General features: G+C 68.6%; 20 protein-coding genes. 15 read left to right on the top strand and 5 right to left on the bottom strand.

All coding sequences use genetic code 11. The features are described from left to right. Together ABZS29_RS04935 and ABZS29_RS04930 are read left to right on the top strand one after the other, a co-directional pair. Complete coding sequence (locus ABZS29_RS04935; protein WP_355458653.1) at positions 1-1,401, top strand: NAD(P)H-hydrate dehydratase; 1,401 nt, start codon at positions 1-3, stop codon at positions 1,399-1,401. A 48-nt stretch (positions 1,402-1,449) separates the two neighbouring features. Beyond that, entirely contained in the window at positions 1,450-4,314 is a 2,865-nt protein-coding gene (locus ABZS29_RS04930) for a sugar-binding protein (protein WP_355458651.1), read from the top strand. Here the strand turns inward: ABZS29_RS04930 and ABZS29_RS04925 are convergent. After that, complete coding sequence (locus ABZS29_RS04925) at positions 4,298-5,071, bottom strand: META domain-containing protein (RefSeq protein WP_355458649.1); 774 nt, start codon at positions 5,069-5,071, stop codon at positions 4,298-4,300. The genes ABZS29_RS04930 and ABZS29_RS04925 overlap by 17 nt on opposite strands. A 252-nt stretch (positions 5,072-5,323) precedes the next feature. On the opposite strand from ABZS29_RS04925, the gene ABZS29_RS04920 reads away from it, so the two are divergent. Genes ABZS29_RS04920 through ABZS29_RS04875 form a run of 10 tightly spaced genes read left to right on the top strand, consistent with a single transcriptional unit; the run spans position 5,324 to position 13,819 of the window. Beyond that, entirely contained in the window at positions 5,324-6,550 is a 1,227-nt protein-coding gene (locus ABZS29_RS04920) for a hypothetical protein (RefSeq protein ID WP_355458647.1), read from the top strand. Positions 6,551-6,588: 38 nt separating this feature from the next. Then, positions 6,589-7,230, top strand: coding sequence for an HAD family phosphatase (locus ABZS29_RS04915; RefSeq protein ID WP_355458645.1), 642 nt, complete (start codon positions 6,589-6,591; stop codon positions 7,228-7,230). A gap of 15 nt (positions 7,231-7,245) precedes the next feature. Continuing rightward, a complete protein-coding gene (alr, locus tag ABZS29_RS04910; RefSeq protein ID WP_355458643.1) occupies positions 7,246-8,424 on the top strand; it encodes an alanine racemase in 1,179 nt (392 codons plus the stop codon). 3 nt (positions 8,425-8,427) lie between these two features. Beyond that, positions 8,428-9,540 carry an alpha/beta hydrolase gene (locus tag ABZS29_RS04905; protein WP_355458641.1) on the top strand — a complete coding sequence of 371 codons (1,113 nt, stop codon included), beginning with the start codon at positions 8,428-8,430 and terminating at the stop codon, positions 9,538-9,540. A gap of 7 nt (positions 9,541-9,547) precedes the next feature. After that, entirely contained in the window at positions 9,548-10,474 is a 927-nt protein-coding gene (gene tsaE / locus ABZS29_RS04900; protein ID WP_355458639.1) for a tRNA (adenosine(37)-N6)-threonylcarbamoyltransferase complex ATPase subunit type 1 TsaE, read from the top strand. A 1-nt stretch (position 10,475) separates the two neighbouring features. Beyond that, a complete protein-coding gene (tsaB, locus tag ABZS29_RS04895) occupies positions 10,476-11,144 on the top strand; it encodes a tRNA (adenosine(37)-N6)-threonylcarbamoyltransferase complex dimerization subunit type 1 TsaB (protein ID WP_355458637.1) in 669 nt (222 codons plus the stop codon). After that, a complete protein-coding gene (locus ABZS29_RS04890) occupies positions 11,141-11,590 on the top strand; it encodes a GNAT family N-acetyltransferase (RefSeq protein WP_355458635.1) in 450 nt (149 codons plus the stop codon). The genes tsaB and ABZS29_RS04890 overlap by 4 nt, the downstream gene beginning before the upstream one ends. After that, positions 11,587-12,642, top strand: a complete 1,056-nt coding sequence (gene tsaD, locus ABZS29_RS04885) for a tRNA (adenosine(37)-N6)-threonylcarbamoyltransferase complex transferase subunit TsaD (RefSeq protein WP_355458633.1) — start codon at positions 11,587-11,589, stop codon at positions 12,640-12,642. The genes ABZS29_RS04890 and tsaD overlap by 4 nt, the downstream gene beginning before the upstream one ends. Further along, positions 12,639-13,088, top strand: coding sequence for a GNAT family N-acetyltransferase (locus tag ABZS29_RS04880; protein WP_355458631.1), 450 nt, complete (start codon positions 12,639-12,641; stop codon positions 13,086-13,088). The genes tsaD and ABZS29_RS04880 overlap by 4 nt, the downstream gene beginning before the upstream one ends. After that, positions 13,085-13,819, top strand: a complete 735-nt coding sequence (locus ABZS29_RS04875) for an alpha/beta fold hydrolase (RefSeq protein WP_355458630.1) — start codon at positions 13,085-13,087, stop codon at positions 13,817-13,819. Before ABZS29_RS04880 ends, ABZS29_RS04875 begins: the two co-directional genes overlap by 4 nt. Positions 13,820-15,630: 1,811 nt before the next feature. Here the strand turns inward: ABZS29_RS04875 and ABZS29_RS04870 are convergent. The 3 genes from ABZS29_RS04870 to ABZS29_RS04860 all read right to left on the bottom strand — a co-directional run bounded on the left by ABZS29_RS04870 (position 15,631) and on the right by ABZS29_RS04860 (position 17,915). Then, a complete protein-coding gene (locus ABZS29_RS04870; RefSeq protein WP_355458628.1) occupies positions 15,631-16,773 on the bottom strand; it encodes a class I SAM-dependent methyltransferase in 1,143 nt (380 codons plus the stop codon). A gap of 9 nt (positions 16,774-16,782) precedes the next feature. Beyond that, the gene (locus ABZS29_RS04865; RefSeq protein WP_355458626.1) at positions 16,783-17,379 is read right to left on the bottom strand and encodes a peptidoglycan-binding domain-containing protein; all 597 of its coding nucleotides are present in this window, start codon (positions 17,377-17,379) and stop codon (positions 16,783-16,785) included. Between the two features lie 68 nt (positions 17,380-17,447). Beyond that, the gene (locus tag ABZS29_RS04860) at positions 17,448-17,915 is read right to left on the bottom strand and encodes a peptidoglycan-binding domain-containing protein (protein ID WP_355458624.1); all 468 of its coding nucleotides are present in this window, start codon (positions 17,913-17,915) and stop codon (positions 17,448-17,450) included. A 269-nt stretch (positions 17,916-18,184) separates the two neighbouring features. Between ABZS29_RS04860 and groES the strand changes: the two genes are divergently transcribed. The 3 genes from groES to ABZS29_RS04845 all read left to right on the top strand — a co-directional run bounded on the left by groES (position 18,185) and on the right by ABZS29_RS04845 (position 20,926). Continuing rightward, complete coding sequence (gene groES, locus ABZS29_RS04855; protein ID WP_130384566.1) at positions 18,185-18,481, top strand: co-chaperone GroES; 297 nt, start codon at positions 18,185-18,187, stop codon at positions 18,479-18,481. Positions 18,482-18,773: 292 nt separating this feature from the next. Then, entirely contained in the window at positions 18,774-20,393 is a 1,620-nt protein-coding gene (gene groL, locus ABZS29_RS04850; protein WP_355458622.1) for a chaperonin GroEL, read from the top strand. A gap of 80 nt (positions 20,394-20,473) precedes the next feature. Next, positions 20,474-20,926, top strand: coding sequence for a GNAT family N-acetyltransferase (locus tag ABZS29_RS04845; RefSeq protein WP_355458620.1), 453 nt, complete (start codon positions 20,474-20,476; stop codon positions 20,924-20,926). A gap of 87 nt (positions 20,927-21,013) precedes the next feature. On the opposite strand, the gene ABZS29_RS04840 is transcribed toward ABZS29_RS04845, so the two are convergent. Continuing rightward, positions 21,014-21,592, bottom strand: coding sequence for an SRPBCC family protein (locus ABZS29_RS04840; protein ID WP_355458618.1), 579 nt, complete (start codon positions 21,590-21,592; stop codon positions 21,014-21,016). Positions 21,593-21,676 lie beyond the last annotated feature (84 nt).

Raw genomic sequence — 21,676 nt, 5'->3', positions numbered from 1 at the left:
ATGCGTCGCGCGCACACTGTCGAACAGGTTCGGGCCGCTGAGGCCGAGCTGATGGCGAGACTGCCCGAGGGCACGTTGATGCAGCGCGCGGCCGGTGGGCTCGCTGTTGCCATCAGCAACTTCCTCGGTCGCACGTACGGCGCTCGGGTCGTGCTGCTGATCGGGTCCGGCGACAACGGCGGTGACGCCCTGTACGCCGGTGCCCGCCTCGCCCGGCGCGGTGCGCAGGTGATCGCGGTGCTGCTCTCCGATCACGCGCACGCCGAGGGGCTCGCAACGCTGAAGGCAGCCGGTGGCCGAATTGGCGGGGCCGAGGACATCCCGGCCGCCGATGTGGTTGTCGACGGCATCGTCGGAATCGGCGGCCGCCCGGGCCTGCGCCCGGACGCGCTGGACGCCGTTACGCTCGCCGCCGACCACGGCGTACCGATCGTCGCCGTCGACATCCCCTCCGGCGTCGACGTGGACACCGGTGAGACCCCCGAACCACATGTCCACGCCGCACTCACAGTCACCTTCGGCACCCACAAGATCTGCCACCTCGTCGACCCCGCCGCGTCCGCTTGCGGACCGGTCCACCTGATCGACATCGGCCTTGAAGACCTGCCGGAAGCGCCGGTCCAGTCGCTGCAGCCGCACGACGTCCGCGCGCTCTACCCGATCCCCGACACTCACTCCGACAAGTACTCACGCGGCGTGCTCGGACTGATCGCCGGCTCCACGCAGTACCCCGGTGCCGCGGTCATCGCCACCACCGGAGCACTGGCCGGCCCGCTCGGCATGCTGCGCTACGTAGGCCCGGACGCGGTCGCGCACGCAGTGCTGGCAGTACACCCAGAGGTAGTGGTCGGCGAAGGCCGCGTACAGGCGTGGGCGGTTGGCTCCGGCCTGAGTGACGAGACCCTGGACCGCGAACTGTTCGACCGAGTGACCCAGCAGCAAGACCTCCCGGTAGTCGTCGACGCAGGCGGCATCGGAGCGCTCGACACCGACCGCGCGGGCTACGTCGTGATCACACCGCACGCTGGTGAGCTCAGCCAGCTCATCGACGTACCCCGCGAGGAGATCGAGGCGCGACGCCTGCACTACGCGCGCCAGGTCGCCGAGGACCGCCAGATCGTCGTACTGCTGAAGGGAGCGACCACCGTCGTCGCCGCCCCGGACGGTACGGCGTTCGTGAACCCGATCGCGACACCATGGCTCGCGACGGCCGGCTCCGGTGATGTGCTCGCCGGACTACTCGGTTCGCTGCTCGCAGGCGGCGTACCGGAGTTCGAAGCGGCCGCCGTGGCGGCGTACTTGCACGCCGCGGCCGGTCAGCTTGCTGCTGCCGACGGCCCGATCACGGCGATGAAGGTTGCGGCCGCACTGCCTGAGGTGACTCGACAGATTCTGCTTTGAGCCGCAGGGTTGTGGGTAGGAATGCACCCACCGCCCGGAGGTGCTCGAATGAAACGTTTCGCCCTGGTTCTAGCCGCACTATTGATCGCCGGCCCGCTACCGGCCTCGGCGACGACCAAGTCCTACGTGGCCGATCCGCAGACCAAGATCCACGTCATGGGCGAGTGGGCCCACCCGGACGACGACACCAGCATCATCGGCCCGTGCGGCGTCTGGCACGAGCGGTACGGCGTCAAGTGCGGCGTGATCATGGTGACCCGTGGCGAGGGCGGTGGTAACGCGGTCGGCACCGAGCTGGGCCCGGATCTCGGACTGCGCCGCGAAAACGAGGACCGTGTCGCGCACTACCGCTCCGGGACGGTCGACATCTTCAACCTGGACCGGATCGACTTCTTCTACAACCAGAGTGCGCCGCTGACGCAGTACTTCTGGGACGAAGAGGAGACGCTGCGCCGGGTGACCCGTGTGATCCGGCAGACGCAGCCGGAGATCTACATCGGCTTCACTCCGACGCTGGCCGCGGGCCATGGCAACCACCAGCAGGCCGGACGTCTGATCTGGGAAGGCGTGCTGGCAGCAGCCGACCCGACGCGCTTCCCGGAGCAGCTGCGTGGACCACATGCGCTCAGCACGTGGCAGGTGAAGAAGGTGTTCTCCGGTGGCAGCACAGCAGGCACCGGCGGTACGACGTCCGCCGCGAACTGCACCACCGGCTTCACCCCGAGCGGACTCGACACAGTCGCCGGTGTGTGGACCGGCTACCCGTCGCCGTACAAGTGGCCCGCCGGGAACCTCCAAGGACAACCACCCGGTACGGCGAAGATCTGGCAGCAGGTAGCCGACGAAGGACGAGCGGCGTACCCGACCCAGAGCCGCGTGATGTTCAAGGGGACGTCGGCACCGGCGTGCCCGCGGTTCGCGATGACGCAGTCGTTCGTGCCGTTCCAGCCGAACAGCAGTCCGGCGGCGGGACTGGACGACGCCATCCTGTTCGGGGCGACGAAACCGGACCCGGGCGGGCTACCGCTCGGAACCCTGCAGTACTTGACGTTCTCGCGGTTCTACAACGTAGCCGGAGAGCCGTTCCAGGCGACTGTGCACCTGCGCGGAAAGCTGACAAAGGGCACGGTGGAGCTCACCGTGCCGACCGGGTGGACGACCGACGGGCCGCAGCACGTGCAGTCTGGCTCAAAAGCCAATGTGACCTTCACAGTCACGCCGTCCACCACTGCGACGGTCGACCAGAACGCACGAATCGCAGCGCGCTACACAACGGCGAAGGCGTCCGGCTACACGGACAACGTCGTACGGATCGTCGCTGCGGCGGAGGGGCGCTTCCAGCGCTGGGGCAACTGGAAGGAGTACGACGAGTGGCTGGAAACCGTTGCACCGCAGGCGAATCGGCTCGGCCGCTCCCAGGCCATCCAGTCGATGGGCATCGGCCAGAGCATCGACGTACCGGTCGTGGTGCACAACTGGTCGGCTCAGCCGCAGAGTGGTGCAGTGACGTTGGACGTGCCGTCGAACTTCACACTCGACGCCACCTCCAAGCCGTACACGCTCCAGCCCGGTACGGACGCCACAGTGACCTTCAGACTGACCAACACCGACACTGAGCTCCCAGCACAGCAGAACGTGTCGATACCGATCAGAACGGCGACCGGCAGCGAGACACTGACGCTAAGCCTCGTCCCCACCACAGTGATCCCGCAGGCAGCAATTACCGTCGACGGAAAGGCCGCACCGGGTGAGTACCCCGGACCGACGCTCGATGTGAACCGCATCTGGCAAGGCGCCTCCGGTTGCACCGGTCCGGCTGACTGCGGCAGCACAGCGAAGGTCAGTTGGTCGGACGATGCGTTGTACTTCTTCATCCACGTCAACGACGACTACCAGTCGTACGCCGTCACACCGGCGGAGTGCGTCGGCCACTGGCAGGCGGATTCGGTCGAGATCCTGCTAGACCCGCGCGGCACTGCGTCGCAATCGCTGATGGACACCGCCAACACGTTCAAGCTCGGCATCTTCCCGTTCAGCCAGACCGGCAAGCCCTGCTGGTCCCGTGATGCCGACAACAAGCAGGGTCCCGCACCAGGCGTCGAGGTGGCGTCGACAGCGCAGTGGGTCGGCAGTAACGAGACCACCGTGCCGCATGCGTACGCCGGTGGCGGCTATGACCTCGAGGTGAAGATCCCGCTCGCGCTGCTGCCGGCTGCGGTCGACCCGGCCCGCCTCGGGCTCAACATCACGCCGTACGACAACGACGACACCTCAGCAGCCGGTACGACGACGCTGCGGCACATCGACCAGAGCACTCGGCTCGGATGGTCGGCGCTCGGTTCAGTGCAGTCGGACCCGTACCGCTGGGGCCTGGCCACGCTCCCCGGCTACACACCGCCCGCAGACCGCCCGACGGTCCCCGGTCCGCCGGATGTCTCCAGTCCGAACCTCAATGGCGCCCTGTCTCCGCAGACCATCGCCCAGTCCGCACGGAACGGCGTACCGATCTCAGGGCGCGTCCCCAGCACCGACCTCCACATCCGGTACGCCGGCCTGCGGGCGAAGGCCGTGGACATCGTCACCACGTCCCGGGGCAAGGGGACTGCCCGCGCCTTCCTCACCACCGGTGAGCTCGGGGCCATCCCGGTCTGGACTTCGAGCTGTGCCGCCCCGGACGGCTTCACACCGTGCGCTGTGACCGACGGCGGAATCCCGCCGTGGGCGCCGGACATGAGCGGGCACCTGGTCGCGCAGGCCACGAAACAGATCGGTCGCGGGCTGCAGGTGTGGTCGATCCCGCTCACGCCGCAGCAGCACCAGAAGCTGGCGAAGGACGGCCGCCTGCTCATCTCTTACGAGACCGCGGCCGACCAGGTTCAAGCGTTCGACATCAGGCTCAGCGGGCGGCGATGAAGGTCAGGCCGGCGTTGGCTGTGGAGAGGGTGAGATTGCCGGCATCGATCTTGTAGGTCATCTGCCCCTTGAGGCCGTTGACCAGCGCCTTCTCCATCGCACCTTCGGCTTCGGCGCACGCCCGCCGAGTGGTGGCCAGCTCGCCGAAGGTGATGTTGTTGCCGGACCGCGCGACCTTGCCGTTCAGCTCGTTGCAACCCGTGAAGCCGGTGACGCGGTCACCGTTGAAGGTGATCCACGCCTTCTCCGCGCCTTGCTGGTGGCCGACTGTGTCGTAGTCGATCACGCCGCTGAGCGTCCACTTGGTGCCGTCGATGGCAGCGTCCGGTTCGACGATCTTGCGGTCGGTCAGGGCGATCGTCGTACCGGCGGCGGCGACGGTGAGCGTGTTGCCGTCCAGCTTCCAGGTCGGCTTGCTCTGCAGCAGATTGCTCAGCCAACTGTCCAGCGCATCGCCGCCGCCCGGACAGCCCATGGCGGTCATCGACGGCGGGTCCTTCAGCGTGAGCTTGCCGTCGGAGGTCGAGACCGGCGCCTGCAGGGTGTTGCAGCCGGCGTCCGCGATCAACCGGCCGTCCTCGGTGAACTGCAGCCGCACCCGAGTGTCCGCGGCAGGCGGTGTGCCGTCGCCCTCCTGGGTGATCGAGGTGGACAGGTAGGTCTTGCCTTTCAGCGTGCCACCCGCTGTCGACTCGCTCCCGCAGGCGGCGAGTCCGAGCAGCAGGAGGCCGGCTCCGGCGAGGGCAGTCATCCGCATCGTCACACTGTAGGGACGCGGAAGGTGACGGCCGCGTTGCAGGCTGTCGAATCCTCAAGGGTGCGTAAAGTCGGGGGAACCCCGCTGTTGGGGGTAGCGCAACAGATCACGGTTGGATAACGTCGGCGCGCTGACAGTCCACGGCCGGCCCCGCCGGTCCCACTGGGGATCCAACCGAACAAGTGTGGGCCGACGCTGTAGCGCTGGGGCAACACGGCGACGGCCCGTCGAACAGACGAAGGATCGTTACGCATGCCCCCCATCCGAACTGCCCGACGCCGCGTGGTTGTCCCGGCGGTCCTCCTCGCACTGGGTGCACTGATCGCAGTCCCGATCGTGGTCCACGCCGCCAAGGAGAACCCCGTCTCCGCGAGTACGGTGAGCGCCGCGGACAGCACGGTCACCACCCTCCCGAGCGTCGGCCGCGTCGAGAGCTGTGTCCTCGACAAGAGCTCCGGCTGCACCGTCCTGCACGGCTTCGGCAAGAAGCCGGTCGCGATCACCGCGACCGCCGCCGGACCCGCGCAACTGTCGATCGATGCGGCCCTGACCACCGACAAGAGCTACCGGCTGCGCGCCCTGCGCCAGAACGGCCACAAGTTCCGCGAAGGCACCCGCCTGCGCTACACCGCGCACTACGACTTCGTCGCCGGGCCCGCGCAGCCGCCCACCCCGACGCCCAAGCCGACGGTGACCCCGAAGCCGACCGTGACTCCCAAGCCGACGGTGACGCCCAAGCCCACGGTCACTCCCAAGCCCACGGTCACGCCGAAGCCGACCGTCACCCCAACCAGTACGCCGCCGCCGACCAGCAGCCCGGGCCAGACGTGCACCAAGCCGAACTGGACCACCACGGCGACCGGCAACCAGGGGGAGGGCCGCACCTACGGCCAGTACTACGTCCACAACAACATGTGGAACAACCACAACGGCACCTACACGATGGCCGTCTGCAACTACAACAGCTGGTACGAGGACGTCACCCAGTCCAGGCCGGGCGACAACGGCGTACAGGCCTATCCGAACGTGCACAAGGACTACAACGACTTCCCGCTGGCCAAGATCCAGTCCGCCAAGTTCGCCGCGACCGCGCCGAGCTGCAGCGGCTGCATCTACAACGTCGCCTTCGACATCTGGATCAACGAGGGCTTCGAGAACGAGCTGATGATCTGGACCCAGAACTCGGCCCAGACCCCGGCCGGCGACAAGCTCGGCACGACGACGATCGGCGGCCACTCCTACGAGGTCTGGAAGACCGACGGTGCGAACAAGCCCGGCGGCATCTTCACCTACAAGTCGGTCACGACGCAGACCTCCGGCACGATGCCGCTGCAGGACTTCTTCAAGGACCTGGTGGCGCGCAAGTGGATCCCGGCGAACTCCACCACGTGGCAGGTGGACTACGGCGTCGAGGTCGTCTCGACCAACAACACCAAGCAGCGCTTCAGCTTCAACGACTTCTCAATAGCTGAGAGCTGACCAGTTGGACGACCGGACCGGTTGCGTAGGGTTCCTGCGTGACCGGTCTGGTGATTTTCGACAACGACGGCGTACTGGTGGACTCGGAGCGGCTGGCCAACACCATCCTGGCCGAACTGCTGACCGAGGCCGGACTGCCGTACACGTTCGACGAAGCGGTGCGGGACTTCATGGGCGGCAGCATGAAGTCGATGCGGGAGAAGACCGAGGCCCAGCTCGGGCGGCCGTTGCCGGCCGATCTCGAGGACCGGTACCACCAGCGGCTGTTCGACGGCTTCGCCGACCTGCAGGCGATCGAGGGCGTCGAGGACGTGCTCGACTGGCTCGACGCGGCCGGTACGCCGTACTGCCTCGCCTCGTCGGGGACCCACCGAAGGATCCGTACGGCGCTCACCGCGGTCGGGTTCTGGGACCGGTTCGAGGGGCGGATCTTCAGCGCGGAGGACGTCGCGCACGGGAAGCCGGCGCCGGATCTGTTCCTGCACGCGGCCGCCACGATGGGCGTCGTACCGGGCAATTGTGTGGTCGTCGAGGACAGTCCGCTGGGGGTCGCGGCGGCGAACGCGGCCGGCATGACGGTCTTCGGGTACGCCGCGATGACGGACCCGGCGAAGCTGGCCGGCGCGGATCAAGTTTTCTCCAAGATGGCGACCCTGACGGAATTGATCGCGAACGCCTGAGACACTGGAAGAGCTATGGCTACTCTCCAGTCACCCAGTGGGGACCCGTCTCGCGAGCGTCCGGCGCGCGCGGAGGCGATCGTCGACCTGGCTGCGATCCGGCACAACGTGGCCACGTTGCGTGACCGTGCCGTGGATTCACAGCTGATGACCGTGGTGAAGGCCGACGGCTACGGGCACGGCATCGTGCCGGTGGCCCGGGCGGCCCGCCAAGCCGGTGCGGACTGGATCGGCGCCGCTGTGCTGGAGGAGGCGCTCGCTCTGCGCGACGCCGGTGACACCGGGCCGATCTTCTGCTGGCTGACCACTCCCGGTGAGCCGCTCGCCGACGCGGTCGCGGCCGGAATCGACCTGTCCGCGGGAGCTCTGTGGGAGATCGACGAGCTGGCCGCCGCGGCCGATGACCGCCCGGCCCGGGTGCACCTCAAGATCGATACCGGCATGAGCCGGGGAGGCGCCGTACCGGAGGAGTGGCCGGCGTTGATCCGCGCCGCGCTGCGTGCGCAGGCCGCCGGGCAGATCGAGATCAAGGGCATTTGGTCCCACCTGGCGCAGTCTGACGAGCCGAAGAGTGCGATCAACGACGCGCAGTTGGCGACCTTCCTCGAGGCGATCGACGTGGCGGAGTCGTTCGGCGTCGAGGCAGAGTTCAAGCACCTGGCCAACTCGGGTGCCACGTTGGCGCTGCCTGAGACCCATTTCAACCTGGTTCGGCCGGGCGTCGCGACGTACGGGCTCTCGCCGTTCGGGCACGCGCTGACGGCCGACGAGCTGGGCCTGCGGCCCGCCATGACGTTGAAGGCCCGGCTCGCGATGGTGAAGCGAGTGCCGGCCGGGGTCGGCGTTTCGTACGGCCTGACCTGGACGGCGCCGCGGCCATCGACGCTGGGCCTGATCCCACTCGGGTACGGCGACGGTCTGCCGAGGCATGCCTCGAACGGCGCACCGGTGCAGTCGGCCGGTCAGCGCCGCAGCGTGGTCGGCCGGATCTGCATGGACCAGTGCGTGGTGAACCTCGAGGACGACGATGTCGCCGCGGGGGACGAGGTCGTGCTGTTCGGCCCGGGGACGGACGGCGAGCCGACCGTCGACGACTGGGCCGACGCCGCCCGGACGATCAACTACGAGATCGTCACCCGGCTCGGGCCGCGGATCCCGCGCCGGTACGTCGACAGTTCGCCGGTCGAGGAGTAGGCGATGCCGAAGGTAGGACGGACCGCAGGCCTGATCGGAGCCGCGGTCGGGGTGCTGGCCGCCGGTGCGGCCGCCGGGGTAGCGGTCGAGCGCACGGTGATCGGACGCCGGTCCGGGCAGCGCGCGCAGCTGGAGGCGGAGCCGTTCGGCTCCCTGCGGGGCACCCCGCACATCTTCACCGCCGACGACGGCGTCGAGCTGTACGTCGAGGTCGACGAGCTGAAGCGGTCCCGGCGACCGGCGCCGCCTCCGAAGAAGCGTTTTGGGCGCAAGTTGCCGCTGCCGCCCGAGGACCTGACAGTGGTCTTCGCGCACGGCTACGGGCTGAACATGGACGCGTGGCACTTCGAGCGCCGCGACCTGGCCGGGATCGGCACGATGGTCTTCTACGACCAGCGCTCACACGGGCGCTCCGGCCGGTCGCCCAAGGAGAACATCAGCATCGACCAGCTCGGTCGCGACCTGCACGGGATCATCTCGGAGTACGCACCGACCGGTCCGCTGATCCTGATCGGGCACTCGATGGGCGGCATGTCGATCATGGCGCTCGCCGACCAGCACCCGGAGCTCTTCGGCGATCGGATCATCGGGGTCGGGCTGTGCTCCACCAGCGCGGGTCGGCTGGACGAAGTACCGATCATCCTGCCCGGGCTGCCTGGTCGGTGGTTGCGGCAGCTGGCCACGCCGACGGTCTCGGCGCTGGCTCGGGTTCCGGACGCGGTCGAGCGCGGTCGAAAGGCGGGGACGGACATCAGCTACCTGCTGACCCGGAAGTATTCGTTCGGGTCCGAGGTGCCGCCGGCGTTCACCGAGTTCGTCAACGAGATGATCGCGGCGACGCCGATCTCGGTGATCGCGGACTTCTATCCGATCTTCGCGCTGCACGACAAGTACGAGTCGCTCGAGCCACTGCAGAAGGTCGAGTGCGTGGTGATCGGCGGCGACAAGGACGCGCTGACGCCGTTCGCGCACGCCGAGGAGATCGTCCGCCGGGTGCCCGGGGCGGAGCTGGTCGAGGTTGCCAACTGCGGTCATCTCGGCCTGATCGAGCACCACCGTGAGTTCACCGCCGCCCTTCTTGGGATGATCGAGCGAGCCGAACTCTCTTTGGAATGATGAGCACATGACCGACCTGCATGTCGTCGACGCGACGTCCGAGCACGTGGACGAGATCGTCAACGTGATCCACCACGCCTTCTCCGCGCGCCGGGTGCTCGATCCGCCGTCGACGGCGTTGAGCGAGAACGCGACCACGGTGGGGGAGGCGATCGCCCAGTACGGCGGCCTGCTGGTCCGCGTGGACGGCAAGCCCGCGGGCGCGGTGCTGTTCGAGGTGGCCGGCGATGTGCTCGTGCTGCGCCGGGTCTCGGTGGACCCGCGGCACCAGGGGCACGGGGTCGCGTCCGCGATGGTCGGCTGCGCCGAGGCGGTCGCCGTACGGCGTGGGCTCACGCGGGTGCGGTTGGTCGCGCGGGTGGAGTTGCCGGACACCGTGGAGTTCTGGCGGCGTCGTGGGTACTCGGTGGTCGAGCAGCAGGACCACAACCTGATCTATGCCAAGGCGATGCCGATCGAGCGGACCGTGCCGACGGCTGAGGAGATGCGGGCGATCGGTGCGGAGCTGGCCGGGCAGTTGCAGGCGGGCGACGTACTGGTGCTGTCGGGTGATCTCGGGGCCGGGAAGACGACGTTCACGCAGGGACTGGGGTCGGGGCTGAAGGTGCGTGGTGACATCACGTCGCCGACGTTCGTGATCTCGCGGGTGCATCCGTCGTTGAGTGGTGGGCCTGCGCTGGTGCACGTGGACGCGTATCGGCTCGGTGGGTTCGCAGAACTGGACGACCTCGATCTGGACGCGAGTCTCGACGAGGCGGTCACCGTGGTCGAATGGGGCCACGGCCTGGCCGAGGCGCTCGCGCCCGACCGGCTCGACATCGTGGTGACCCGCGGCGACGACGACACCGACGAGACGCGTGAACTGCGCATCACCCCCGTGGGTCCGCGCTGGGCCGCGTCCGGCGTCCGGGTGTCCGTACTGGAGAAGAACTGACATGCTGCTTGCCTTCGACACCTCGAGTGCCGCCGTTACCGTCGCGATCGCCGACCCGGTCAGCGGGGCAATCGCCGCGTCCTCGACCACCGTCGACGCTCTCCGCCATGGCGAGCTGTTGGCGCCCGCGATCGCCGCTGCGCTACTGGAAGCCGGTTGCACGGCTCGCGACCTGACCCGCATCGCCGTCGGCGTCGGGCCTGGCCCGTTCACCGGCCTGCGCGTCGGGCTCGTCACGGCGCGCGTCATGGCCGACGTACTGGGCATCGAGGTTGCCGGCGTCTGCAGCCTCGACATCCTCGCCCACCAGTCGACGTTGTCGCTCCCCGTCGCCGTCGCCACCGACGCCCGCCGCAAAGAGATCTACTGGGCCCTGTACGACGGCCCTGCTCCGGACGGCAGCCGCCGTCGCCTCGAAGGCCCCGCCGTCGACAAACCAGCCGACGTAGCCCACGTGCTCGCGGGCCTGCCTGTCATAGGCCGAGGCGCAGTGCTGTACGCCGACGCATTGAGTGCTCCTGCTGATGAAGTGGTGGAGTACCCGTCGGCCGAGGTACTTGCTCGTGGTGTGGCACTGGGGACGCTGGAAGTCGTCGCGCCGGACCCGCTGTACCTGCGGCGGCCGGATGTGACGATGTCGGGTGGGCCCAAGAGCGTGTTGACCAAGTGAGACCGGCTATCCGGCCGGCAGTCATCGAAGACCTTCCGGCGATCGTGGAGCTGGATGAAGTGTGCTTCGGGGCCGAGGCCTGGAGTGCGACCGCCTGGCAGGGTGAATTCGATCGGCTGGCTGAGGATCGAGTGATCCTCGTGGCCGACGAAGGGACAGTCGCCGGGTACGTCGTGCTGCTGGTACCGCCGGTCGAGGTGGACGTGGTGGAGTTGTTGCGGATCGCGGTGGCGCCGGCGGAACGGCGTACCGGGATCGGCGGGCAGTTGATGAAGGCCGCGCTCGCGCGGTGCGCCGGACGGACGGTGCTGCTGGAGGTTGCCGCGAGCAACGATTCGGCGATCGGCCTGTACGGCGGGTTCGGGTTCGACGAGATCAGCCGGCGGCGCGGGTACTACGCCGGTGGCGAAGATGCAGTGATCATGCGGTGGCGGGAGACAGCGTGAGTAAAGAAGAGCCTCTGATCCTCGGGATCGAGACGTCGTGCGACGAGACCGGAGTCGGGATCGTGCGCGGGCAGACGCTGCTCGCCGACGCGATCGCCTCCAGTGTCGAGGAGCATGCGCGGTTCGGCGGCGTCGTACCGGAGGTGGCCAGCCGGGCGCACCTCGAGGCGATGGTACCGACCATCCGGCGCGCGTGCGAGACCGCCGGGATCAAGCCGACCGACGTGGACGCGGTCGCCGTCACCAGCGGACCCGGTCTCGCCGGCGCGCTCCTGGTCGGCGTCGCGGCAGCGAAGGGTCTCGCGCTGTCGCTCGACAAACCCTTGTACGGCGTCAACCACCTGGCCGCGCACGTCGCCGTCGACACACTTGAGCACGGAGACCTGCCGAAGGGTGCCATCGCGATGCTCGTCTCCGGCGGGCACTCGTCGCTGCTCGCTGTCGAGGACATCACCGAGGGCGTGCAGCCGATGGGCAGCACGATCGACGACGCTGCCGGCGAGGCGTTCGACAAGGTGGCGCGTGTGCTGGGACTGCCATTCCCCGGCGGTCCGTACATCGACAAGGCAGCCCGTGACGGCGGCGACCGACTGTACATCCGGTTCCCGCGCGGACTGACGTCGCAGCGCGATCTCGAGCAGCACCGCTTCGACTTCTCCTTCTCCGGCTTGAAGACCGCGGTCGCCCGCTGGGTCGAGTCACGGCGCCGCGACGGCGAGGACGTACCGGTGAACCACGTCGCCGCGGCCTTCCAGGAGGCGGTCTGCGATGTGCTGACCCGCAAGGCGATCGACGCCTGCAAGGATCGCGGTTTCGAGCACCTACTGATCGGTGGCGGTGTCGCGGCGAACTCCCGGCTCCGCCAGATGGCCGAAGAGCGGTGCGCCGCGGCAGGCATCGCCGTACGGGTTCCGCGGCCTGGGCTGTGTACCGACAACGGTGCGATGGTCGCGGCGCTCGGCTCCGAGCTCGTGCGCGCCGGCAAGTCGCCGTCGCCGCTGGGGCTGCCCGCGGACTCGTCGATGCCGATCACGGAGGTGCTGAACAAGTGAAGTGGTCACACCCGGAGGGCTTCGAGGCCGACGACGATGTGAACCGCATCGATGTCGACGCCGTGCACGGCTTCCTCAGTACGGCGTACTGGTCGCCCGGCGTACCGCGGGACGTGGTGGCGCGCTCGATCGAGGGCTCGCTGAATGTCGGTGTTTATGCGGCAACCGGGGAGCTGGTTGCGTTTGCGCGGGCTGTGACCGATCGCGCGACCTTTGCGTGGATCGCGGATGTGTTCGTGCTGCCGGAATACCGCGGGCACGGACTCGGGAAGTTCGTGGTGGAGGCGCTGCTCGACCACCCCGATCTGAAGGGCCTCCGCCGGCTGATGCTGGCGACGCTGGACGCGCATGAGCTCTACCGCCGGCACGGCTTCGAGGAACTGGCCGACCCGAAGCGCATGATGGTCATCCGCCACGACCCTGCTGAGCTGTACGGCGCTCAGTGAGCCAGCCCGGCGTCGACCTGCTGTTCAGTCCGCCCGGCGCAACTGACCTTGTGCTGCTCGCGCACGGCGGCTACGAGCACTCGCACAAGAACCCGGGCTCGTGGCGCGCCCCCATTCTGCGCATGTGGCCGCTCGCGGCGGCCGCGCGCGCTGCAGTGCCGACGGCCGCTGTCGGGCTGATGCGCTACCGCTACCGCGGCTGGAACGACGTGGGCGATCCCGCGACTGACCTCCGCTCGGTTCTCGACGCGCTGCCGTTCGAGCGAGTGGTGCTCATCGGTCATTCGATGGGCGGGCGTGCGGTCGTCGCGGCCGGCGATCACCCGCGGGTGGCCGGCGTACTCGGGCTCGCGCCCTGGCTACCGTCTAGTGAGCCGCTCATCGCGCTGCGACCGCCGGTGATGTTTGCCCACGGCAACGATGACACGGTCACCTCGCCGGGTGACACCCGTGCCTACGCCAATCGCCTCCGCGCCGCCGGTACTCCGGTCTCGCTGGTCTGCCTCGCCGGCGAGACCCACGCCATGCTCCACCGCACCCACGACTGGAACGCCCTGGTCGCCACCTTCACCGAGTACGCGCTCACCGGCTCCGGCGAGTTCGTGCCCGAAGACCTTCAGTGGCCCACCGCCGAGTCGCCGACCTCCACCGCCACCGCCGTACTCAACGTCGCCTGGACCCGCCTCCGCCTACCAGTCCGAGAGCGCATCCGCGTCACCAACCCGAAGTAGCCGCTTTCCCCACCCACGCGATGCTCGAGGTGAGGTCGTTGGCGTCACTCGCCGAATGCACCTTGAGCACGCACCAGCCATCTCCCCGCCGTACAAGTGACTGAGGGGTGCTCAAGGTGAGCACGGTGATGACTTTGAGCACCGGTCGACCAAGTCTCGTGGCTGCGGTTGGTCGAGGGGTGCTCAAGGTGACTGGTCGGTCGGGGCAACCACAGCCCGGAACCTCAGGCAACGGATAGGTGGTCGCAGCCTCGCCAGCACCTCAGCCACCGCGTCGCTCAACCCACACGCTGTACGTCGGCCGGAGCCGGCATCAGCCACCGCGGACGTCCTCGGCCGAGCTTCGTCCTCGGCTGCGCTCGAACCCGGAGCAGCCGGCGACGCCTTCGGGGCGCCGACCGCGGCTGAGGTGTCGCAAGGTCAGCGACCAGACGTTCCCATCGCCGGGGCCGGGGAACATTTCAGCCCTGAGCGGCCCAACATGCACCCCACATCCCCCGCTACATGGAGGCGGAACAGGCGACGCTCCGCTTCACGGAGTGCCACTGCCACTGGGTGACAGTACGCATCCGTGAACCACAACCGCGGGCATGCACACGACTACGACAGCTTCGTCGCCTGGAACCAGTACGTCGTGGGCGAGAACAAGGTATTACCTGTCCACACCCCCGGCCATGGGGTTCGCCCCCAACTCCGGCCCTCGCCTCGCGGCCCCAAACCGGTTTGGGGCGGATCCAGGACTGGATCGGGGGTGCATGCTCCCCGAACCGGTTTGGGGCGGCAGGTTGGGCACCCGAGACGGGCGCGACATGGGTGGTGCCGGGAGACCGGTGCATGGAGGGGCGCGCGATGAGCGGTGCGTGGAGGGGGGCGGCGCTTGGTGTGCCGGGGGAGCCGGCTGGGATGCGCGATACGTGGCGGACGCTCGGCTGTGCGGTGCTGGCGCGCATAGAGCACCGCGATACGTGGCGGGGTGCGTACGGCGGCGCTGTGCGTGCGCGCGCAGCAGCACGACGGCAGGTGGAGGGTGCGTACGGCGGCGCTGCGCGTGCGCGCGGCAGCGGCACGACGGCACGTGGAGGGTGTGTACCGCGCTGCGTGCGCGCGGCAGCTGCACGGCGGTGCGTGGAGGGGGCGCGGTGCGCGGTGGGCCGAGGGAGCGCGCGGTGCGCGGCGAATGCTCGGCGGCGCTGCGCGTCTGCGCGGCAGCGGCACGGCGGCACGTGGAGGGTGTGTACGGCGGTGCGTGCGCGCGGCAGCGGCACGGCGGTGCGTGGAGGGGGCGCGTCTGCCCGGCAGCGGCACGGCGGCACGTGGAGGGGACGTGCGGCGGCGCGGCGCATGGGCGCGGCAGCAGCGCGGCGGCGTGGAGAGGGCGCGCGGTGCCCGGTGCGCCGAGGGGGCGCGCGGGACGCTCGGCGGTGCGGAACGTGCAGGCGGTAGCAGCGTGGAGGGGACCGCGCTGTGGTGCAAGTTCGTGGAAGGCGATGCGGTGGTAGCGGTGCGGCGGTGCGCTGCTTGCTAGGTGAAGGCCGGTGCGCTGGCGTGCGGGGGGAGTCCGCCGGGCGGGGAAGGGCTCGGCGGGAGAGAAGCCTGGGGTGGGGGATTGCCGCTTGCCCCAGGTGAGCGGTCAGCGGCCGACCGGTTCTGGTCAGCGTGCCGGGGGTGGGTGAACGAGGGGTGACGGCTTAGTGGCGGGCCCCCGGGGAGTGCATCAACTGGACGCAGCACCTCGTCCGCCGGCTAACCGCCCGGGGGCCCGCTCTTCGGTCGATCATATGTTCGAATACAGATCGAATGCAAGTCGGGTCTCAGATGCGGCGGCAGGAGTAGGCGACGGCGTCGCGGCCGATGCGGGTGATGACGAGGGTGGCGGAGGTGGTGCCTTTGGGGGCGAGCTTTTTGCGGAGTACGGCGGGGTCCAGGTCGATGCCGCGTTTCTTGATCTCGAGGGTGCCGATGTCAGCGCTGCGTACCCAGGCGCGCAGGGCTTTCTCCTTGTAGGGCAGTTCCTCGACGATCTCGTACGCCGATGCGAGCGGCGTAGGCACGAGCTTGTCCGCGGTCACGTACGCGATCCGCGGGTCGAGCAGCCAGCCGTCGACCGCGGCGGCGACGGCCGTGACCAGGCCGGCTCGTACGACGGCTCCGTCCGGTTCGTAGAGGTAGTTGCCGACCGGACCGCTGTCGGTCTCCGGTGCGTCGGTCACGGTCGCCCCGCCGGGCAGCAGTGTCGCTCGTCGCGCAGTGCCGGAGTACAGCGCGCCTGACCACAGTGCGGCCTCTTTCACCTCACCGGCATCGCTGATCCACTCCGCCTCGACCCCATCGGGCACGGCGTCGTGCGGAATCCCCGGTGCGACCTTCACGCAGGCAGTCCGCTCCAGCAGTCCAGTGATGAAGCTCCACGGCGGCGAGTAGGCGTTGTGGTCGAACACTCGGCGTCCGTCCGCTCTCCGCGCCGGGTCGGCGAACACCACGTCGTACGGCGTGAGGTCGGCGGACTCGGCGTCGCCGACCAGCACCTCGCCTGGCAGGTCAAGCGCAGCGAGGTTCGCGCGCGCGGCTGCAGCGGTTTCGGGGTCGCGTTCGACGCCGGTGACTCGCAGGCCGGCGCGGGCGGCGCTGATCAGGTCGCCACCGATTCCGCAGCCCAGATCGATCACACTGCTGCCGGGCAACGCCGCAGCGATCCGTGCGGCCCGGTGTGTGCCGACCACGGTGCGAGTGGCCTGTTCATAGCCATCAGGCGTGAAGTACATCAGCGCAGCATCCGCACCGAACTTCGCGGCCGCCCGGTGGCGCAGTGCGGCCTGGGTGACGGCGGCACTGACCAGAGCGCCGTCGTACCGGCGACGGAGCTTCTCGACGAGCTGTAGCTCTCTACCTGCCTGGTACTCCGCACATGCGGCCGCCAGGACCTCGGGCGCGTCCAGTAGGGCGGTGAGAGTCACCCGCGCAGTTTAGAGCGGGCTCGAGCAGGTCTTGCTCCAAGTGCGGGTGGAGGTGGAGTAGAGGCGCCAGTTCATCGCTGAGCGAGTCTTGGGGCCGTAGATGCCGTCCGCGATGATCTTGTGCTTGCGCTGGACCATGGTGACCACGGCGCGGGTGTTCTTGCCGTAGATGCCGTCGACGGTGAGCTTGCTGCCGTAGCAGGAGTTCAGGTTCCGCTGCAGTACCTGGATGGCGGTCTGCGGGTCACCGGTCCGGTCCGAACCGCGGTGCGGCGTATCGCCGTACTTGAGGTTGCAGTTGGTGCTGGAGCTGCCGTTGACCGACGGCATCGGGATGCCCCAGGTCTTGTTGACCGGGATGAGCCGGGCCGAGCGGCACTGGACCAGCTTGGCCTCGGCTGCGGCCGCAGCCTCCAGGGCGGTCTGGTCGCCGGCCTTGGTCGCTGCGAGCGGTGCCGCCTGGTCGCTCGCAGGCTTCGGAGCGGCCGCCTGTTGCTGCTTGGAGGCGTTCGCCGCGACCGCACCGACCGCCAACGCACCTACGGCGGCGAGCACCACGAGGGTGCGGCCGGAGAGTTTCGGCAGTTTGGGCAGCGTGAAAGCCATGAGAAGACGGTCCCACGCCGGCCTGCGTTAGGCCAGCGCATGACCACTATCCGCACACGCCTGACTGCTCAGAGCTTGTCGTAGCAGCCCTTGCTCCACACCTTCGTGGTCGGGTTGTACATCCGCCACTTCATCGCCGACCGAGTCTGCGGCCCGTAGACGCCGTCGGCCGGCAGCCGGAGCTTCTTCTGCACCGCCTTCACGGCGTCGCGAGTCTTGGCGCCGTACCGGCCGTCCTTGGACAGCTTGGAGCCGTAGCAGTAGTTCAGGTTGCTCTGCAGGGACTGAATCGCCCGGGCCGGGTCGCCGAATGGGTTCTTCGGGTCGCGGTGCGGGTTGTCGCCGTACTCGAGGTTGCAGGTGATGCTGGTGCTCTCCCACTCGCTCGGGACGTAGACGGTCCAGCCGCCGCCGACGTTCCGGTACGTCGTGGAGTCGCACTGGCTGAGTGGTGCCGCGGACGCGGCGGTCACCGCGAGCGGGCTGATGACAAGGGCGGCCCCGGCGAGGGCCGCGATCGGCAGGCGACGAAACATCTTGTTCTCCCCTGAGACGGGATCCGCGAGTCGGGATCCGGTAGCGAGTTGGACACCGGTACCGGGTTGTTGGTTGCCCGGAGTGTCCGCTCGGGGAGATTTGTTTGGCACTCGAGTTGACCGAGTGCTAATCGCGGCCTAGATTCGGTGTTGGCACTCTCGGTATGAGTGTGCCAACGGTCCGGCCTCCTGAGCCCCGCGACGGCAGGGGAGCGCGACCGCGCAGTACCACAGACAAAAGTGCGAATTTCGACCGTGGAGGTCAGCAAGTGTCGGTCACGATCAAGCCGCTCGAGGACCGCGTCCTCGTCGCGCCGCTCGAAGCCGAGCAGACCACGAAGTCCGGTCTGGTGATCCCGGACACCGCCAAGGAGAAGCCCCAGGAGGGCGAGATCCTGGCCGTCGGTCCGGGCCGGATCGACGACAACGGCAACCGCGTCCCGCTGGACGTCGCCGTCGGCGACAAGGTCATCTACTCCAAGTACGGCGGCACCGAGGTCAAGTACGACGGCCAGGACTACCTGATCCTGGGCGCCCGCGACATCCTCGCAGTCGTCAGCAAGTGACGACCGCCCACTGTTCCTGACTGACACCGCCCCGGTCGCCCCAGGGCGTGTCTCCCAATCCCACGCCTACTGCGCTGCACTCGGCACGGCACCTCGCCGCACTGGTGCAAAGGCCACGATGGAACAGCATCGAGGCCTCCGCCCCAGCGCACCGAGCCACCGCACCGAGCACATGCTCGCTACGGCGCGGAATTGGAAGACACGCCCTAGGCACCGGGGCGGAGTGGGTCAGGACAGTGGGACTGCGTTCGAAGCTTGCAACGAGACATTCAGAAAAGGACTGGTTTTCTTCATGCCGAAGATCCTCGAGTTCGACGAGAACGCCCGGCGCGCGCTGGAGCGTGGCGTCGACAAGCTCGCGAACACGGTGAAGGTGACGCTGGGCCCGAAGGGCCGCTACGTCGTCCTGGACAAGAAGTGGGGCGCGCCGACCATCACCAACGACGGTGTCACCGTCGCCCGTGAGGTCGAGCTGGACGACCCGTTCGAGAACCTTGGTGCGCAGCTGACCAAGGAGGTCGCGACCAAGACCAACGATGTCGCCGGTGACGGCACCACCACCGCGACGGTGCTGGCGCAGGCGCTGGTGCACGAGGGCCTGCGGGCCGTCGCCGCCGGGGTCAACCCGATGGGCCTCAAGCGCGGGATCGAGGCGGCTGTCGAGGCCGTCTCCGCGCGGCTCGTCGAGACCGCCCGGCCGGTGGACGACAAGGGCGACATGGCCCACGTCGCCACCATCTCCGCCCGGGACGCCGAGATCGGCGCCCTGATCGCGGACGCGTTCGACAAGGTCGGCAAGGACGGTGTGATCACCGTCGAGGAGTCGAACACCTTCGGGACCGAGCTCGAGTTCACCGAGGGTATGCAGTTCGACAAGGGCTACATCTCGCCGTACTTCATCACCGACGCCGAGGCCGGCGAAGCGGTGCTGGAGGACCCGTACATCCTGATCCACCAGGGCAAGATCTCCGCGATCGCGGACCTGCTGCCGCTGCTGGAGAAGGTCGTGCAGTCCGGCAAGACGCTGCTGATCATCGCCGAGGACGTCGAGGCCGAGGCCCTGTCCACCCTCGTGGTGAACAAGATCCGCGGCAACTTCACCTCCGTCGCCGTCAAGGCGCCGGGCTTCGGTGACCGCCGCAAGGCGATGCTCGAGGACCTGGCCGCCCTCACCGGCGCCCAGGTGATCGCGCCCGAGGTCGGGCTGAAGCTCGACCAGGTCGGCCTCGAGGTGCTCGGTACGTCGCGCCGGATCGTCGTCACCAAGGACAACACCACCGTTGTCGAGGGTGCCGGCAAGGCCGACGAGATCGAGGCCCGGGTCAACCAGATCAAGGCCGAGATCGAGCGCACCGACTCCGACTGGGACCGCGAGAAGCTGCAGGAGCGGCTGGCGAAGCTCGCCGGCGGCGTCTGCGTGATCAAGGTCGGCGCGGCCACCGAGGTCGAGCTCAAGGAGAAGAAGCACCGGATCGAGGACGCCGTCTCCGCGACGCGCGCCGCGATCGAAGAGGGCATCGTCGCCGGTGGCGGCTCTGCTCTGGTGCACGCTGCCACGGTGCTCGACGACGGCCTGGGCCTGGCGGGCGACGAGCTCGCCGGTGTCCGGATCGTCCGCAAGTCGGTCGTCGAGCCGCTGCGCTGGATCGCCGAGAACGGCGGCTACGAGGGCTACGTCGTGACCTCGAAGGTCGCGGAGCTCGAGATCGGCAGCGGTTTCAACGCCGCCACCGGTGAGTACGGCGACCTGCTCGCGCAGGGTGTCCTGGACCCGGTCAAGGTGACGCGGTCCGCGCTCGCCAACGCCGGCTCCATCGCCGCGCTGCTGCTGACGACCGAGACCCTGGTCGTCGACAAGCCCGAGGACGAAGAGCCCGCCGCAGCCGGTCACGGCCACGGCCACGGTCACTGACCTCAGGCACCAAGCTCCACCCGCACCGCCCCGGCACCTCGTGTGCCGGGGCGGTGTTCTTTATGTGCTTGGGTGGTCTCGTGATTCGTGAGCGCTCCGACGCGGACCTCGACACCTGCGTTGCGCTGCTCCGCGACGTACACGAGCTCGCCGGCTATCCGGTGAACTGGCCCGCGGATCCGCACGCCTGGCTGACCCCGGTCAACCGGCTCGGCTGCTGGGTGGCCGTCGTCGACGACCGGGTGGCCGGCCACGTCGTACTCACGGAAGACAAGCAAGGCGGCGCGGCGGTCGAGCGACTGTTCGTGGACCCGCAGGCAACGCGTGCGGGCGTCGGGCGGCGCCTGCTCGAGCACTGTGTCAGCACGGCTGCCGAGTGGGGGCGGAGACTCACCCTCGAGGTGGTCGACAAGCCGGACTCCCCGGCGATCGCCCTCTACCGCCGTGCAGGCTGGCAAGAGACCGCCCGTACCCCCATCGACTGGGCAGGCCCCCAAGCCACTCACCTCCTGCACTTCCAACCCCCCACGTGATCCCACCCCGCTGCCCGCGGACGGATATCCGTCCCCGTTGACACTTCTCCGCTCGTATACGGGGGTGAGAACGGTTCACACGATGGGTTATCCGTTGGTGTGTTCGGCGGCGGTTTTGAGGTCGGTGAGCCAGGCCTCGAGGCCTTGGCCGAGGAACTGGCGGGAGAGCTCGGGCATGGCTTCGACCTGAGCGCCGGTCCAGGTCTCTTCGGTACGGACGATCGTGCCGCCGCGGACCGCTTCGAAGTTCCAGACGTGGACGCCGCGGTCGATGCGCAGGCCCTCGCCGATCGCGGGGCCGGTCCAGCGCAGGCACTGGTTGTGCTTGAGCTGGTGAATCGTGGAGGTGATCACGAGGGTGGTCGCCGGGGCCGCCGGCGTTGCCGGCACCGGCGTGGTCCAGCGGAACGCCGAGCCTGGGCGCAGCCGGCCGTGGTCGAGGCGCTCGATGGTGGCGACGGGCTTCTGCCAGCGCGGCCAGTTCTTCAGGTCGGTCTGCAGCTTCCAGACCTTGCTCACCGGGGCTTTGACGAAAATCTCGCTCCGGTAGCTGATCTTCGCGCTCTGGTCCACGGTCTGCCCCTGGCAGCTCAGTGGTTCCGGAGCGGTGGCGGGTGCAGGGCCGGCGAGCAGTGCGGTGGCGGCGATCAGGGCGGTGATGCTCATCAGGTTCTCCTTAGTGGTTATCGCGTTAGTTAGAAGGTATAACGAGGAGAAGTTGAGAGTCAATAAGAAAAGTGAGAACTTCTA

This window comes from Kribbella sp. NPDC005582, assembly GCF_040605415.1.
Lineage (GTDB): Bacteria > Actinomycetota > Actinomycetes > Propionibacteriales > Kribbellaceae > Kribbella.
The sequence above is the reverse complement of the archived record's forward strand: the minus strand, read 5'-3'. Positions and strand labels throughout refer to the sequence as shown.